Below are 16302 nucleotides of genomic sequence, written 5' to 3'. Positions count from 1 at the left end.
TCACTTTCCTATGGTTTTAACGCCATCCAACTATCGAGATAATGAATAGAAAAACCTTCTACAGCTGTTGAATTTTCATACGCTGTTTTCACTATGAGAAGCTCTTCAGTCATTTTGGCTTCTCCTTCTTCAAAAAATGTAATGTAGGAAGCTTCTGACGTTTCTCCCGTCTCTACACCGATAGAAATTTTTTTATCATACTGTTCAGCGAATGCTATTTCATTACGAACAAGCGCAATAATCCCATTCCCTCCATCAGCACGATCTCGATAAGCCATCAATGTCGTCACATCAGCTATTTGAATAATCCATTCAGCCAAATTCCCTTTTCCATATCGATTTTGATACGTTTGTTCATCAAACCAGAACGGTGTGTCTACTCCAAATGATAGACCGAGCTCTTTGGCTCGTGCTTTTCCATCTGTTAATCGATCCTGATAAAAAGCGATTGTATTCTGATAGTTGTTTGTCCATCCAGAATGGAGATATGGCTCAATATCTAGGTGAACACCGCTAAATTTTTGGAGCTCTGATGCAGTGGCCTGATATGCTTTCAACCAATTAAATAAATTCGCTTGATATGTAGCACCTTTAAGCGTAGCCCAGTTTGGTGCTCCATCAAGCGCATGGACACGTATCCCTCTAGCAGTCGCTCGTTCGATAAATGTGTGATATGAGGATGCTATAATGGATCGGTTGATTTGTAAATACGCATCACTAACTTGTTGTTTTTCCATAAATTGAAGGATTTCTTCAGGTTTTGTTTCAATGTCCCTTGTGTTCCAAATCCATGTAGCAAGGGATTTGTCCATTTCGATCGCCTCAGCTCTCCCATCGGGCAATACAATAGATTGTACAAAATCGCTCAGTACAAAAAAGAGAATAACAACAGCAACAGGTACCTTTTTCACATGTATGCTCTCCTTTTTTCTGAACCCAGAGCTCAACCCCTGGCAGTCTGGCAACCATTCGCAACATGGCGGGCAGCCCCAAAACTTTGCCTCCCTACTTTTCAATAGGTATGCCTTTTTCAGTTTTATCTTCCAACTACTTTTATTATCGGTAGAGAGATCGTGAGAGTTTAGCTAAATTTTATCGCATATTAAATCATACTGTGCAGCTAATTCTTCAAGAATGCCGCCTCTTATTTCTTAAACAAACGTTTGATTAACTTGGTAACAACGTTGAAGGAACCTCTGTATAAAACAGTTTGAGCTCGTGCAATGCTCGCGTACAACCCACATATAATAGTTTTGCATCTTCCACATTGGATCCGTAATTTCCTTCATTCGCATTTGCTATGATAACCCCATCGAATTCTAAACCCTTTGTTAGATAGATCGGTACTATGGAAATGTCGCCTTCATATGAGCGATCTTCTTTTGTAAGAAGATTGACATCTTTCTCCTTAGCAAACTTTTGATACAACTGCTCACATTCTTCTTCAGTTCTTCCAACAATGGCAATCGTTTTCATCCCTCGACTTTTCATTTCCTGAGCTGTGTCAAACAAGCGATCGAATAAACTTTCTTTCTCTATTTTACGAACGGTAACACTCTCTCCACTACGAAATACAGGGACTGCAGGTTGAACAGGTATGTTAGCATGCGCAATAATTTCATTTGCAAATTCAATAATTTCTAATGTAGAGCGATAGCTTTGTTCTAATTCGATATACAGCTCGTTTTTCTGAAAGAGGTCTTTGAATTCCTGCCATTGATGAATCCCTTTATAGGCATGAATACCCTGAGCTAGATCGCCTAGAATCGTAAACGATTGCGATCGATTCACTGCCATCAATAAAGCTAATTGAAAAGGGGAAAAGTCCTGCGCCTCATCTATCACAATGTGTTGAAAAACATCGTCTTTATGCACGCCGTTTAATTTAAATTGAATATAGAGAAGAGGAGCAAGGTCAGATGGGGATACTTTCTTCTTTTTTAATAGCTTAGATGTTCCTGATATTATTCCTTCATCTAATAGTTGCGTTCGTTTTGTTTTAGGAACATACTCTGGAGGATTTGCCTGAAACAATTCCTTATAAAAAGAAAGCGCTGTTTGCTTCGGCCATCTTTTAAAATATAGGTTTAGCTGTGTATTCGCAACTTTACGATACTCTTTTTGTAAATGACTCCCATCAATTGACTTAATCTCATCTTTGATCCAGACCTTAAAGCGATTCATGATCATATCACGCTTTCGTCCAACAGGATATGCGGAGAGATCTTCTAGCCACTGCTGAATTTTAACTTCAGGCAGCTTACTTCCTTCAAATGGAATGAAGTCTCCTTCTGGTCCTACGGATTGGCTATAAAAGAATAGGGCTTTGTCGATCCAGTCTTTGAAAAGAATCGATCCTTTCACCCTTCCCCCAGCTAAGTTCATATCTGGCCGCTCTCTCGCGAACCATTTTTGAAGGTCGTCTTCTGTAGCATCTAATTTCACTTTTTCCTCAATCATGCTTAATGTCCAATCAGTAAAAGTCGATTGTTGAATTCCTCCTACCCCTAACTCAGGAAGAACACCAGAAATATAGTCAAGAAACATACGGTTCGGTGCAAAAATAATCATTCTTCCTGCTTGTATCGTATCTCGATACTCGTACAACAAGTAAGCTAACCGATGCAAGGCAACTGTTGTTTTACCGCTTCCTGCTGCACCTTGAATGATTAAGGGTGTCGATCGTTCTGCACGAATAATATCATTTTGTTTTGCTTGTATTGTAGAAACAATGTCGCGAAGGCGATTGTCTTTATTTTCACTGAGGCGATAGAGTAGAAACTCATCTGATCCACTTAAATCATCGCTTCCTTCTACATAAGTGTCCACCACTCGCTGAAGTTCTTTATCTCGAATCACAATGTTTCTTTTTAGTTCGATATTCCCTTCAATCACGCCATCTGGAGACAAATAATAAACATCTTCTTCTGGACCAGTAAAGGCATAGAACATACTTGCAACAGGCGCTCGCCAATCAATGACTAGAGAATCCTGTGAATCACCATCTGCTACGCCAACCTTCCCAATGTAGTAGGCGCGTGATGACTTCTCATCTTCTTGAAAATCCATTCTCGCAAAATACGGTTCTTTAGCAGCGATAGCAAGTGATTGACGATTTTCTTCACGAATGCTTTCAAGAGCCTGTTCGGTTACATTATCACCTGAATACCGGGGATACCCTTCCAATGTTTTTTGTTGTTTTGTAATCTCGGCAGCAATTTGATCGAGTTGCTGCTTCTCTTTTCGATAGGCACTTTGATTTTTATGATCCAAGATCAGTTACCTCCTTCTGAGATTTGTCTTTAACTGAGACAGAAGTTTAATACTACCATAAGTGCAGTTTATCTACCAAGTTATTTTTGGAAAATTTAAAAATATGATCTTTTCTAAAAAAATAGTTCTTAAAATGATCCAAACTCTTTTTCACCTCGTTAGCTGTATGTAATCAAAATTAACGGAAAAAAAACGAGGAGCGTGAAGAAAAAATGAACATGAAAAAAGCATTTAAAAAATTAATGGTTCCGGCTCTAGGGCTAACCCTATTGTTTCCAACAGTTGCAGGTGCAGCTGACCCAGAACCAACAGTAAGCACACCAGCTGCCGATCTACGAGCCACACTTGATCAACTCTTATCCGAACATTTTGTACTAGCTGTTACGTCGATGACGAAATCGTATGATGGCACTGAGGATGCTGAAGAAGTGACAGAAGCACTCGATCAAAACGCAGCTGATATGACTCCAGCGATCGCATCTGTTTATGGCGATGAAGCCGCGCAACAATTTGATGACATTTTTAGAGGGCACAATGATTATTCTACTGATTTCGTAAAAGCGGCAACAGAAGATGATGCAGAACTTCGAAAAGAAGCTGAGAAAGAAGTCGATGAATTTGTTGATGAATTCTCCACTTTCCTTGATACGGCAACTGAAGGAAATCTTCCAAAAGACGCTGCTGCAGATGTTTTAGAAGTCCATGAAGACCAAGTTCTAACAACATTTGATGAATATACGGAAGGAAATTACGAAGAGGCTTATACCACATTCCGAGAAGGACATAAGCATATGTTTGCAATTAGTAAAGCATTATCGAGTGCGATCGTAACGCAGATGCCTGATAAATTCGAAAACACGAAAGCTGATACACCAGCTGCCGATTTACGATCAACGCTAAACAGTCTGGCGTCTGAACACTTTGCTCTTTCTTCCATTGGTCTTGAAAAAGGTTATGATCAATCAGAAGACTACGACTTTGTAAACTGGGCGGAAGACAGAAACACCGCTGACTTTAAAGCTGCAATCGGTTCAATTTACGGAGATGAAGGTGCAGCTCAGTTTGAAAAAATCTGGCAGGAAGATCATATCGCTGCACAAGCTGATCTAGTCGTTGCCTCTCTTTCTGAAGACGAAGAAACGATGAAAATGGCTAAAGAACGTCTCTTAACAACTTTCCCTGAAAATTTCGGTACTTTCCTTGGAACAGCAACAGAAGAAAACCTTCCAACTGATGCAGCAACTAAAGCACTTATGGCTCACGAAGAACAAGTTGTCGGATCATTTGAATCATATATGTCTGGTGATTTTAAAGCATCCACAGATCAATTCCGCGAAGGTTATGCTTTCATGTTTGGTGTAGGTGAATCTCTAGGTGGTGCGATTGTGAAACAAATGCCAGATAAGTTCGCTGGAGAAGCAATGCCTGGTGATATGCCTAAGACAGGTATGGGTGGTGCGAGTGAGCAGTCATCTGACCTAACAGCTCTTTGGATTACAGTAGGTTCCCTCGCTGTAGCCGGATCAGCATTTGCTATTCGTAGAAAAGTCGTTAATCAGTAATCCACCTATCATATTCCTCCTAAAATAAATTGATACGTAAAAAATCGCTTCTAACATTGTTAGAAGCGATTTTGCTATGCGTTATACTTTTTTAACACATCAATGACAGAGTCGATTTTTGCATGATCCTCCGGAGACTGATCAATATGATGCCAAATTAGCTTCCCGCTATCATCATAAATCCATGTCCCACCTTGTATATAAACATCTTGAGTTTTCATTGATTTAAGAACAAAGTCTTTCTTCTTTTGCTCTTTTGGGATAAATCCATCCATCTTACGAGTGATGAACCCAATGGCTGCTTGTCCAAGTAATTTCCACTTCGGCATTGTATGGTGACCCATCCCTCGATAGGCTTCTCTTTTCGGGTCTCCCGCAATAACAAAAGGAAACTCTCCGAAGGCTTCTGTGAACTGACCGATATATGTGGCATTAGAAGGAGCAATCGCTATAATTTGAAAGCCTTCCTTCTCAATCTCATTTACGCGCTTACGCAACTGCGTAAGATAAGCACGACAAACGGGTCAGCCAAGATGACGTACAAATACAACCATTGATTTCTTATGATGTATAACCTCTGCAAGCGTAACATTTTTACTTTCTGGAATTTCAAGTTGATAAGTTAATTGATCCATAGTAACCTCTCCTTACTTGTCATGACGTTTGATCTGTGTTGATTACCTGTTTCTTGTGTTCAATTTTACACCTTTTTTGATAGTAGTGATACCCAATGAATCCAATAACTGCCACGATTAAGATTAAGAAGACGTATTTCTGAATACTTCCAAAAATGGCTTGGACTGATTTGATATTTCCATTCTTTCCGATCCACAACATCGCAATTGTCCAAGGAAAGATCCCCACAAAGGTAAGTACGGCAAATACCCATGCCTTTACTTTACTCATACCAGATACGTAGGACACATAATTTCCTACACCAAGCGGGCGTGTAATCGCAATACTCCATGATCCGCACTTTCTAAACCACTTTTGTACACGTTCTACTTTCTTCTTCTTAAGCTTTTTCTCTACTTTATCCTTAACTTTCAAACCGATCCCATAAGGAATAAAACTAAAAATGGTATAGATTACGCTTGTCAGAAATGCAAAACCGACCATTTCAATAATGGAAGCATTTAATAAGTAACCATACGTTAACGTCATCATACCACCAGGGAAAGGTAAAGATGACGCTTCAAGCGCATTGCTAATTAAAAGACCCCAGATGCCAAGCTCTTTCAGGAATTGAATCAGAAATTCCAACATATTGGATCTCCTTTACTCTCTATTTAAAACTATCTATTCAATTCCCTGATCTCCAAGTACGAAACCGAAATAAGTTTGTTTTAATCTTCCAATCGAATTTTTAATCTATATTTCGCGGATATGATAAATATTTCCGCGGAAATGATCAAATCTGCACGAATTTTGTTTAGATACGGAAAAGTTTTGTAAAAGCAAAAACCCTATCATCAACTTGATGATAGGGTTAACCTTATTACGATCCTATAGGGACAGCCTTTTCTTGTTCAAAAGCAGTTACAGCTTCCTCAAAAACGCGCAGACCTTCATCCAACTGTTCTTTTGTAATAATGAGCGGAGGAATCATTCGAATAACTTCCTGATGCTTCCCGCAAAGATAAAATAGCACACCTTTTTCAAGTGATAAGTCTAGAACACGCATCATCCCGTTTCCATCAGGTGCACCTGTTTCAGGGTCGACAATTTCGATGCCTATCATTAAGCCTACACCACGCACATCACCAATCACTTGATGCTTTTCCTTTATTAACGCCAGTTTTTCTAAAGCATATGCCCCCATTTCCCGGGAGTTTTGAAGTAATCCTTCCTCTTCAATCACATCAAGAGTTGCAAGCGCTGCTGAACATGCGATTGGATTCCCGCCAAATGTTGTCCCGTGTGTCCCCATTGGCCACTGACTCATTAATTCTTTTGAAGCGACAGTAGCACTCAATGGCATCCCAGAAGCAATTCCTTTTGCAATCGCCATAATGTCCGGTGTGACATCAAACGTTTGCGCAGCAAACCAATCCCCTGTACGCCCGAATCCTGTTTGAACCTCATCAAAAATGAGTAACATGCCGTGTCGATCACAAATCTCTCTCACTTTCTGTAGCCATTCTTTTGGAGGAATTAAGTAACCGCCCTCTCCTAGTACCGGCTCCACGATAACACACGCAACTTCCTCAGGAGTAACCTGATGATCAAAAAGACGCTCAAAATCCTTCTCAAGTTCTTTCACACAATAGTCTTCAACGCTTTGATCTTCGGGACAACTAGCAGTATCAGCATATGGAATTTGATACGTTAGTCCATTCGGTTGCAAAAACTTTCGATACTTGCTTTTGGATGTACTCACACCCAGCGCTCCCAGCGATCGACCATGGAAACATCCTGTAAATGAAATAACGTACTGTCGCTTCGTTACATATTTCGCTAATTTCAACGCCCCTTCAATGGCCTCAGTACCGCTGTTTGCAAAGAAAAAGCAATCCAAACCTTTGGGCATAATCCCTTGCAGTCGTTCAGCTAGTTGAAGAATGGAGTCATACATAATAACTCCAGATGGTCCGTGCATCAGAGAATCCGCACCATCTTTGATTGCCTGTATCACTTTTGGGTGACGATGTCCTGTATTTGCAACAGCAATCCCAGAAGTAAAATCAAGGTAGGTCTTTCCATCAGCACCATAGTAATAGCATCCTTCTTCTTTCACGACAGGTAAATTAGGATGATCTTTCGCCATACTAGGTGCTAGATAGTCTGACATGTTGCTGTATCTCTGTTCAAATGATGTAGACAATGTGATCTCCTCCTTTAAATTCAGCTTTTATTTTATAAAAAGAAATGAGCCATAACGACGATAATCGGGAGCGTAATAACTGTACGTTGTAAGAAAATAATCGCTAGTTCAAGAACTGAAATCGGAATCTTAGATTTTACTAGCAAAATCCCAATCTCCGACATGTAGATAAGCTGAGTTAACGAAACAGCCGCGATAACAAAACGGGTAAGTTCACTTTCGATACCCGTCCCAATTACAGCAGGTAAAAACATATCTGCAAAACCAACGAGCATGGCTGGAGCTGCAGCAGCTGCTTCAGGAATCTGCATCAGTTCTAGTACAGGGACTATCGGCATCGATAAATACGTAAAGAAAGGAGTGAATTCAGCAATGATCAGTGCAATGGTACCAAGAGCCATCACTAGTGGGATCAAAGCGAAGTAAATATCTAGCACTGTATTCACACCTTGCCCTGCTATATACTTAACACCTTTTACTTCTGAAGCCTTCTCGAGCGCTTTCTGCATTCCCCATTTAAAGCTAGAAACACCTTGAGGAACATCTTCTGAAATCTGTTTTCCTGTCCCTTCATAATACGTGTCCGCTTTACGAGATAGCGGTGGGATTCGAGGACAAACAAATGCAGCAACTAACCCTGCAACGACAACCGTAAAGTAAAAAGGAATAAACATATCTTCTAAACCAATAAAACTAATCACAACAAGACTGAATGCAATCGAATTGATCGAAAAGTTTGTTGCAATAACAGCCGCTTCTCTTTTTGTATAGTAACCTTCTTCATACTGTTTCGTTGTAATCAATACACCAACGGTCCCGGCTCCCATCCAGGAAGCAAGCGCATCGATGGATGAGCGACCAGGTAATTTAAATAATGGGCGCATCACATGGCGAAGGGCTGTTCCAAAGAAATCCATTAATCCAAATTCCAGTAGGAGTGGCATTAAAAGTCCTGCAAAGAGAAACCATGCTGCAAGAACAGGTACAAGGGAGTACAGCATCGTCCCACCTGATACATCTGAAATGATAAATTCTGGTCCAAACTTAAATAACGTCATGACCGCAAAGAGCGCTCCTACCAATCTGGTTCCGATCCAGAACCAGTTCACATAGAATAGTTGCTTAAGAAAAGGACGAAGCATGATTGCCTTAGGTTCAAACGCTTTTGTAACAATAGGTATAATAGCAGATAAAATGAGTATAGCAGTCATAAAGCCAGGTAGAATTGGAGCCAGTTTTATTTGAATAGATTCGGCTAGAATTCCTACACCAATCGTCATTTTCCCATTAAAAGGAACAGGGACAAGAAATAGTAAGATACCAATTAGAGAAGGAATGATAAACCACGAATATGCTTTTTTTGAATGAGAAGCATTTACCGATTGACTGGCACTTTCAAGAGAATACGACTTTTCCTGTTTAACTTCCATTTTTCACTCTCCTTCGACAAATTTAATATTAATTCATATTCTTGCATATAAATTAGAAAAGAAGCAAGAGAAATTTTCACTCTTTGCTTCTTTTAACATGCAAGTATTGTGCCATAAGTTATTTTATTCTGTATTTTTTGAGTTTTCTAACCACTGTAGGTTGACTCATTCCTAGCGCCTCAGCTATTTTTGTTGTCGTACGAAAATATCGTCTTGCTTGCTCGAGGCGTTCTTTCTCAACTTTCTCTACTGTTTCTTGTAATGTCTCATTAAAATTATTCATTTCTGAATAAAATTCTGTTGCTTTTTTATATGTAGAAGGCAAATCTTCTTCGTGTATAACGAATGCATCTGAAGTAACAATAAGGCGTTCAATTAAATTCATCAGCTCTCGTACATTCCCTCTCCACACATGCTGTGTTAATTCATGAATAACAACTTTATTCAATATCCGCTTTCGTTTGTACGCCTTGCAGAAGTGATCAACAAACGATTGGATGAGAGGAAGGATGTCTTCTTTTCTCTCTCGTAAAGGGGGGATCACTAACGGAACAACATTCAATCGAAAATATAAATCTTCTCGAAACACTTTCTCACGTACTGCTAGTTCTAAATCTTTATTCGTCGCACTGATGATTCGAAAATCTGAGCTAATCTCCTTTCTGCCTCCTAAACGATAAAAACGTTTTTCTTGTATAAGTTTCAATACCTTCACTTGATTTTGTGGCGAAAGTTCTCCAATCTCATCAAGAAAAAGCGTTCCACTAGCTGCCATTTCAGCAAGACCAATGCGGCCGCCTTTTCTAGCTCCAGTAAATGCGCCATCTTCATATCCGAAAAGTTCCGCTTCAAATAAAGACTCAGGAATGGCTCCACAATTCACTTCAATAAAAGGCGCCTCTTTCCGTTCACTTTTAGAATGAATGTAGCGTGCAAGTTCTGTCTTCCCTACCCCTGACTCACCTAGTAGAAGAACGTTCACATCTACCCCAGCAACCTGCTTTCCAGTAGCCAGTATTTTTCTCATAGAATCACTTCTTGCAATCAACCCTCCTTCATCCTGCTGTTGTTTGAGCTGTTCAAGCTCACTTCTAACACGCTCCATCTCAGAAGACATCTCTTCCATTCCAGCCTTAATTTCCATTAATTCCGTGATATCGTGTGAATAACTGACAATCCTTACAAGCTCCCCGCGATCATTGAAAACAGGAAGGCCGGTAACAAGAAGCTTTCTCCCATCAGGACCGGTTTGTACAAACGTGACGCGCTTCTTTTCTTTCACTACTAGCGGCGTTGCTAGTGGTGTAAATAATCCTTCTTTCTCAAGCTCATAAACGGATCTACCCATCAAGTCACTGGCTTTCACGCCATACACCATACCCGTTCCTTCACTAACTTTGACGATAATTCCATTTCGATCTGTTACTAGAATATCGTCTTGCAAAGAATGAAAGATCGCTTTATATTCGTTCCACTCTGTCAAATAAACACCCCACTTATTCATTTTTGAATATTTTTCAGTCATCCTCTTACAAAGTGCCTTATATTCTCGTTAGTTATTATTCATTTTTGAATAATATTACATTCATATCTTATCATACAAGGCGTTAATTCAAGCAAAATTCTTTTCAGCAATAAAATGAACGACTAGAATATACGGTGGAATGGAACTTGAACAGACTTAAGGAGGAGTCACCATGGTAGCACTAAAAGGAAAAACAGCGCTCATTACTGGAGCAGCTCGAGGGATTGGTCGTGCAGTAGCGATCGCTCTTGCAAAAGAAGGCGTCAATATTGGACTGATCGCACGTACAGAAGAAACACTTCAAAACGTTGCGAAAGAAATTGAAGCTGTAGGTGTCAAAACTTCTTACGCAATTGCAGATGTTTCTTCTAATGAAGAAGTGACAACAGCAGTTGCTAAGATTAAAGACGAGCTTGGTGAGACCGACATTCTTATTAATAATGCCGGTATAGCAAAATTTGGGGGCTTCATGGATCTTGATATCGCAGAATGGGAAAAAATCATTCAGGTTAACTTACTGGGTGCTTATTATGTCACTCGGGCTGTACTGCCAGACATGATCGAACGGCAATCAGGAGATATTATCAATATTTCTTCTACAGCAGGACAAAAAGGTGCCCCAGTAACAAGTGCCTATAGCGCTTCTAAATTTGGATTAATGGGACTAACTGAATCACTTGCTCAAGAAGTTCGCAAGCATGATATTCGTGTTAGTGCACTAACACCAAGTACCGTTTCCACTGATCTTGCAGTAGAGAATAACTTAACAGATGGACAGCAGGACAATATGCTCCAGCCAGAAGATATGGCCGAATTTATCGTTGCCCAACTAAAGATGAACAAGCGTGTTTTCATTAAGACAGCAGGTTTGTGGACAACAAACCCATAAACGGATATTCCCCTATCATTTTCAGTGAATTGTAAATAAAGAAAAACAGCCAGCCTATTTGTGCTGGCTGTTTCTATATTCTCTAAATGATCCATAGTATTCGTAAGCTTCCCACTGTTCTTCATTAGAATCAAAGTAAATCCAAATCGGTACATCATCAAGTTCCGGATAAGTTTGAAATAACCCCGTATCTCCTACTCTTATAGCAGATAATGCCCCTGGCAACTCTTTTCGAAATATACGATTCCTTACTTGTTCTCTCCCTTCTTCAGTTGGATCATCCACTAAAACATATGCGTAATAATACAATCCACAGTCGTTTCGAAAGCTTCCAAGCACCTCATCTCGAATGAAAGAAATACGATCAATGGCATATTCTTTTCCAATAGTTAAAAATAGCTCACCAGTGATATCAGAGTGTGTTAATGTGTATTTTCTTCTTAATACACATTTGTTTCCGTTCATCCCATCACGATACGTCACTGTAGGTTGCTGTTTCACTTGCGATCACCCTCTCCCCTAACAGGTTATGGGCAATCATAGAGATAGGTTCATTTCATTCTTATAGACTATGACAACCTATTCATTGCGTAAATTAATAGCAGTAAAAACCTTTTTTTGAGAGGATGAGAGAATTTGAGTCAACAGCCTCAATTAATCAGCTCTGTAGACCCGTATGTCTATCAAACACTCCTGTCGATTGAAGGAAGAATGATTACAGTACAAACAACAAATGGATCGCTCCAAGGGATGCTGCAATCCGTGATGCCAGATCATATTGTTTTGGAAGTGAATGAAACCCCTTTTTTTGTTCGAATTCAACAAATCGTCTGGGTATTTCCTAATTAATAGGGGGGGATGACATGTTTAAGCGATTTGATAAGCAGTTGATTGAACTTCCGATACCAGAGCATGGCGATGCGAATGCCGCAGCTGCTGTACAGGATTTGCTTGGTGGACGCTTTGGAGAGTTATCTACGTTAAATAACTACATGTTCCAGTCATTTAGCTTTCGTGAGAAAAAAAAGTTAAAACCTTTTTATGATCTTGTTGCCAGTATTACTGCAGAAGAATTCGGACATGTGGAATTGGTCACAACCTCAATTAATCTGTTAACCACAGGAAGTTCTTTTCAAGCTCCACCTGATTTAACCCCGTTACAAAATGCCAAGGACCTGCGTAATACAGCTCAATTTGTTGCTACAGCCCAGACAGCTCTTGCAGCTGATAGTATGGGCAATTCATGGCGTGGCGATTATGTCTTCAGTAGCGGAAATCTTGTTCTTGATCTCCTTCACAACTTTTTTCTTGAGGTTGGTGCACGAACCCATAAAATGCGCGTCTATGAAATGACAGATCATCCAACCGCACGTGAAATGATCGGTTACTTACTCGTACGTGGCGGAACTCATGTACTTGCATACGCAAAAGCGATTGAGATCGCGACAGGTACAGACTTAACAAAAATGCTCCCAATACCAAGTCTTGATAACTCCAAATTCGACTATGCACGAAAATTTGAAGAAAAGGGATTAAACAATGTTCTTTACACTTGGAGCGAAGGAGATTATCTAGGAATTAAACAGATTTGGAAAGGTACGAATCCAGAAAATGGGGAACGGCTGCGCGTGATAGAAGGAGCTCCAGAAGGAGCGCCGATTCCTAATCTGGATGATCTTCCAGAAGAATTTGCACCCGGAATTACGAAGGATCATTATGAACAGATTGCCAAGCGGTTATTAAGAAATTTATAAAAAAAAGTACCTGCCTCAGTTTCGGCAGGTACTTTTTTCTACCAGATCGCTTCCACCCATTCAGGATGGTCAATAAACGGATTCCGGTTGTGTTGGTACTGGTCATAGATCACATTGTTTCGATTTTCTTCAAAAGAATCTACTGGATCCATTTCATTCCAAGCCTTCAGTACAGAGACCTTACCGATATATGGTGATGATCCATTGTTTACAAGGTCATTCACCTCAAGATCAACTTCACCGCTATCGCCTTCGTAACGAACCGCCATATAGAAAATCATTCGAGCCACGTCCCCTTTTACACGATCGCGCGGCTCCCAGGAATCGCTATCATAGTAGTTTCCAGGTGCTTCTGATTGGGGAGAGCCACCGTTATCAAAATCAAGATTACCACGTGAGCTATTAACGGTAACATCAGTTGGGCGCAGGTGATGAATGTCTGTTCCTGGTCCCATCGATGTTCCAAAATCTCCATGAGATTTTGCCCATACGTGTTCACGATTCCAGTCGTCTACATTTCCACCGTTTTCATACTTACTTTGAGATCTTCCACTATAAAGAAGAAGCACATTATTAGGATTTAATGGATCTTCATCTGTCACCCTCAAGGCATCCCACACGCCACTATAAGAAAGCTCTGTATGATCATCGATAATCGTATGCAATTCTGTTTTCAAAGAACTGCCTGTTTTTCCAACAGCAGAGCGATAGTATGTATCATCATAAGGAGAAGACCCGCCTTCTCCAGTTTCATCAGTACCTCCGCTGTCAGATAATTCGATCGTTGAAACACTTTTAACTCCCGCATGAGCAAAGTAATCTGTTAAACTTCCACTTACAACAACTGATTCACCTATTAAATCCGGATTACTTTTTAACCCAAAATCACTTCTTAACGAGGATGGAACCTGGACAAAAAGCATCTCATTGATATTCGTTTCATCTACCTGGTCAGCAATTGCAATCGCATAGTCATCTGAGAAACTAGATGTTGCAATGGAGGATGTTGATTCTGGTTTTCCTACAATAATCCCTTCGACTGCTCCACTACTCCCCTGATTTGCAATCCCCTGTGTAACCGAATATGGTGATGACGATGTTCCTGAGCCATCTGCAAATGATGGTGTAATTGTAAAATACATCATAATTAACGAAACAACTAACATAAAAACTACTGTTCCATACGTACGATGTGCCGTGTTCATTATGCTTCCCTCCCCTTTATAATTGCTTCTTGTTCATGAAGCTTCTTTTAGTTTAAACGTACACGATTTAGCCAGTGGTAACACGATGTAAATATTCCTTTATTTTTAATAGGTCAAATGTATTAGGTTGAATAAAACCAAGTCTTTTTTACTACAAATGTTGCTCTGACGAAAATTCCCATCGTTTTCCCCTCTTCCTGACTTTCATCAAAGCTCATTGTCCGATATAATCAATGAGGATTGTTAAACCATAAATAAAGGGTGTTTTCCTATGAGTATATTAACCGTGAAAAACCTTACGCACGGATTCGGTGACCGTGCCATCTTTGATGATGTATCTTTTCGTCTATTAAAAGGTGAACATATTGGATTAGTTGGAGCGAACGGCGAAGGTAAATCAACGTTCATGAATATTATTACAGGTAAGCTGGAACCTGATGAAGGTTCTGTAGAATGGTCTAAAAATGTGAGAGTCGGCTATCTTGATCAGCATACTGTTCTTGAGCGAGGCATGACAATTCGCGACGCACTGAAAGGTGCTTTTCAATATCTATTTGATTACGAATCAGAGATGAATGAACTGTTTGCGAAAATGGGGGAAGCTTCTCCAGAAGAACTAGAGAAGTTATTAGAAGAAACAGGAACGATGCAAGATATGCTTGCTAACAATGATTTCTACGTTATTGATGCAAAAGTAGAAGAAATTGCACGTGGGCTTGGACTTGATGAAATAGGCCTTGAAAAAGATGTTCAGGATTTAAGTGGTGGGCAACGAACAAAGGTCCTTCTTGCTAAACTACTTCTTGAAAAACCAGATATTCTTCTTCTCGATGAGCCAACGAACTACCTTGATGAGCAGCACATCGTCTGGCTCAGACGGTATCTCCAGGAATATGAGAATGCGTTTATCCTTATTTCACATGATATTCCTTTCTTAAACAGTGTCATCAACTTGATTTATCATATGGAAAATCAAGAATTAACAAGATATGTTGGTGACTATGATAACTTCTTGTCAGTATACGAAGTGAAGAAGCAACAAGTTGAAGCCGCATTTAAGAAACAGCAACAAGAAATCTCTCAGCTCAAGGACTTTGTTGCTCGTAACAAAGCACGCGTTGCCACACGTAATATGGCCATGTCCAGACAAAAAAAGCTTGATAAAATGGATGTTATCGAGATCGCAAAAGAAAAGCCAAAACCAGAATTTCATTTCAAACAAGCTCGTGCTTCTGGCAAGCTTATTTTTGAAACAAAGGATCTTGTGATTGGTTACGATGAGCCACTATCTCGTCCATTAAACCTTTCAATGGAAAGAGGTCAAAAAATAGCCCTCATGGGTGCAAATGGTATTGGTAAAACAACCCTGCTTCGCAGTATTCTTGGCGAAATCAAACCAATTGAAGGATCCGTTGAGCTTGGTGATTACCTTTATACTGGTTATTTCGAGCAAGAAATCAAAACAAGAACATCAAACACTTGTATTGAAGAAATGTGGCGAGAGTTCCCACACTACAGCCAGGCGCAAATTCGCGCTGCTTTATCGAAATGCGGTCTGACGACAAAACATATTGAGAGCAAGGTTGATGTTCTTAGTGGTGGTGAAAAAGCAAAGCTTAGACTTTGTAAATTAATGAATACAGAATCAAACTTATTAGTATTTGATGAGCCAACAAACCACCTTGATGTTGAAGCTAAAGCTGAACTAAAACGCGCATTAAATGAATACAAAGGAAGCATCATTTTGATCTCTCACGAACCTGAATTTTACCAGGACATTGCAACCGATGTCTGGAACTGTGAAGATTGGACAACAAAGTTAGTATAGAAAAAAGGGCTT

The 16302-nt window shown here is 39.9% G+C and carries 13 protein-coding genes, 1 pseudogene and 1 riboswitch; of the genes and pseudogenes, 5 read left to right on the top strand and 9 right to left on the bottom strand.

Features of this window, described 5'->3' with window-relative positions; genetic code table 11:
• Window positions 1–8: 8 nt before the first annotated feature.
• Window positions 9–911: an amidase gene (locus tag ATG70_RS20275; protein ID WP_098446244.1), complete on the bottom strand. Its 903-nt coding sequence runs from the start codon at window positions 909–911 to the stop codon at window positions 9–11.
• Window positions 912–949: 38 nt separating this feature from the next.
• Window positions 950–1036, bottom strand: a riboswitch (cyclic di-GMP riboswitch).
• A gap of 131 nt (window positions 1037–1167) precedes the next feature.
• Entirely contained in the window at window positions 1168–3273 is a 2106-nt protein-coding gene (locus ATG70_RS20270; protein ID WP_098446242.1) for a HelD family protein, read from the bottom strand.
• A gap of 218 nt (window positions 3274–3491) precedes the next feature.
• On the opposite strand from ATG70_RS20270, the gene ATG70_RS20265 reads away from it, so the two are divergent.
• Window positions 3492–4835 (top strand): copper amine oxidase, encoded by a 1344-nt coding sequence (locus ATG70_RS20265; protein WP_098446623.1) that lies wholly within the window; start codon window positions 3492–3494, stop codon window positions 4833–4835.
• Window positions 4836–4909: 74 nt separating this feature from the next.
• Here the strand turns inward: ATG70_RS20265 and ATG70_RS20260 are convergent.
• The 5 genes and pseudogenes from ATG70_RS20260 to ATG70_RS20240 form a co-directional block, all read right to left on the bottom strand.
• Window positions 4910–5347, bottom strand: a pseudogene (locus ATG70_RS20260) (peroxiredoxin-like family protein); the annotation flags it as partial.
• Window positions 5348–5489: 142 nt separating this feature from the next.
• The gene (locus tag ATG70_RS20255; RefSeq protein ID WP_098446240.1) at window positions 5490–6101 is read right to left on the bottom strand and encodes a DedA family protein; all 612 of its coding nucleotides are present in this window, start codon (window positions 6099–6101) and stop codon (window positions 5490–5492) included.
• Between the two features lie 232 nt (window positions 6102–6333).
• Window positions 6334–7659: an aspartate aminotransferase family protein gene (locus tag ATG70_RS20250; RefSeq protein WP_098446238.1), complete on the bottom strand. Its 1326-nt coding sequence runs from the start codon at window positions 7657–7659 to the stop codon at window positions 6334–6336.
• Between the two features lie 32 nt (window positions 7660–7691).
• On the bottom strand, window positions 7692–9089 hold the full coding sequence (locus ATG70_RS20245) for a YjiH family protein (RefSeq protein WP_098446237.1): 1398 nt from the start codon (window positions 9087–9089) through the stop codon (window positions 7692–7694).
• Window positions 9090–9207: 118 nt separating this feature from the next.
• Window positions 9208–10593: a sigma-54 interaction domain-containing protein gene (locus tag ATG70_RS20240; RefSeq protein ID WP_098446622.1), complete on the bottom strand. Its 1386-nt coding sequence runs from the start codon at window positions 10591–10593 to the stop codon at window positions 9208–9210.
• 193 nt (window positions 10594–10786) lie between these two features.
• Here ATG70_RS20240 and ATG70_RS20235 point away from each other — a divergent pair, with 193 nt between their 5' ends.
• Window positions 10787–11503 carry a 3-ketoacyl-ACP reductase gene (locus tag ATG70_RS20235; RefSeq protein ID WP_098446236.1) on the top strand — a complete coding sequence of 239 codons (717 nt, stop codon included), beginning with the start codon at window positions 10787–10789 and terminating at the stop codon, window positions 11501–11503.
• A gap of 54 nt (window positions 11504–11557) precedes the next feature.
• Here ATG70_RS20235 and ATG70_RS20230 read toward each other — a convergent pair whose 3' ends face one another.
• On the bottom strand, window positions 11558–12004 hold the full coding sequence (locus ATG70_RS20230; RefSeq protein ID WP_257147819.1) for a staygreen family protein: 447 nt from the start codon (window positions 12002–12004) through the stop codon (window positions 11558–11560).
• Between the two features lie 135 nt (window positions 12005–12139).
• On the opposite strand from ATG70_RS20230, the gene ATG70_RS20225 reads away from it, so the two are divergent.
• Together ATG70_RS20225 and ATG70_RS20220 are read left to right on the top strand one after the other, a co-directional pair.
• Window positions 12140–12352 carry a YuzF family protein gene (locus tag ATG70_RS20225; protein ID WP_202407304.1) on the top strand — a complete coding sequence of 71 codons (213 nt, stop codon included), beginning with the start codon at window positions 12140–12142 and terminating at the stop codon, window positions 12350–12352.
• Between the two features lie 14 nt (window positions 12353–12366).
• Entirely contained in the window at window positions 12367–13257 is an 891-nt protein-coding gene (locus ATG70_RS20220) for a manganese catalase family protein (RefSeq protein ID WP_098446235.1), read from the top strand.
• Window positions 13258–13295: 38 nt separating this feature from the next.
• Here ATG70_RS20220 and ATG70_RS20215 read toward each other — a convergent pair whose 3' ends face one another.
• Window positions 13296–14462: an endonuclease gene (locus tag ATG70_RS20215; RefSeq protein WP_098446234.1), complete on the bottom strand. Its 1167-nt coding sequence runs from the start codon at window positions 14460–14462 to the stop codon at window positions 13296–13298.
• A gap of 271 nt (window positions 14463–14733) precedes the next feature.
• Between ATG70_RS20215 and ATG70_RS20210 the strand changes: the two genes are divergently transcribed.
• The gene (locus ATG70_RS20210) at window positions 14734–16290 is read left to right on the top strand and encodes an ABC-F family ATP-binding cassette domain-containing protein (protein ID WP_098446233.1); all 1557 of its coding nucleotides are present in this window, start codon (window positions 14734–14736) and stop codon (window positions 16288–16290) included.
• The last annotated feature ends 12 nt before the right edge of the window (window positions 16291–16302 follow it).

The sequence above is a fragment of the Bacillus sp. es.036 genome, from assembly GCF_002563635.1.
GTDB lineage: Bacteria > Bacillota > Bacilli > Bacillales > Guptibacillaceae > Guptibacillus.
Note: the sequence above shows the minus strand (reverse complement) of the source record. Positions and strands in the feature narration are given on the sequence as shown.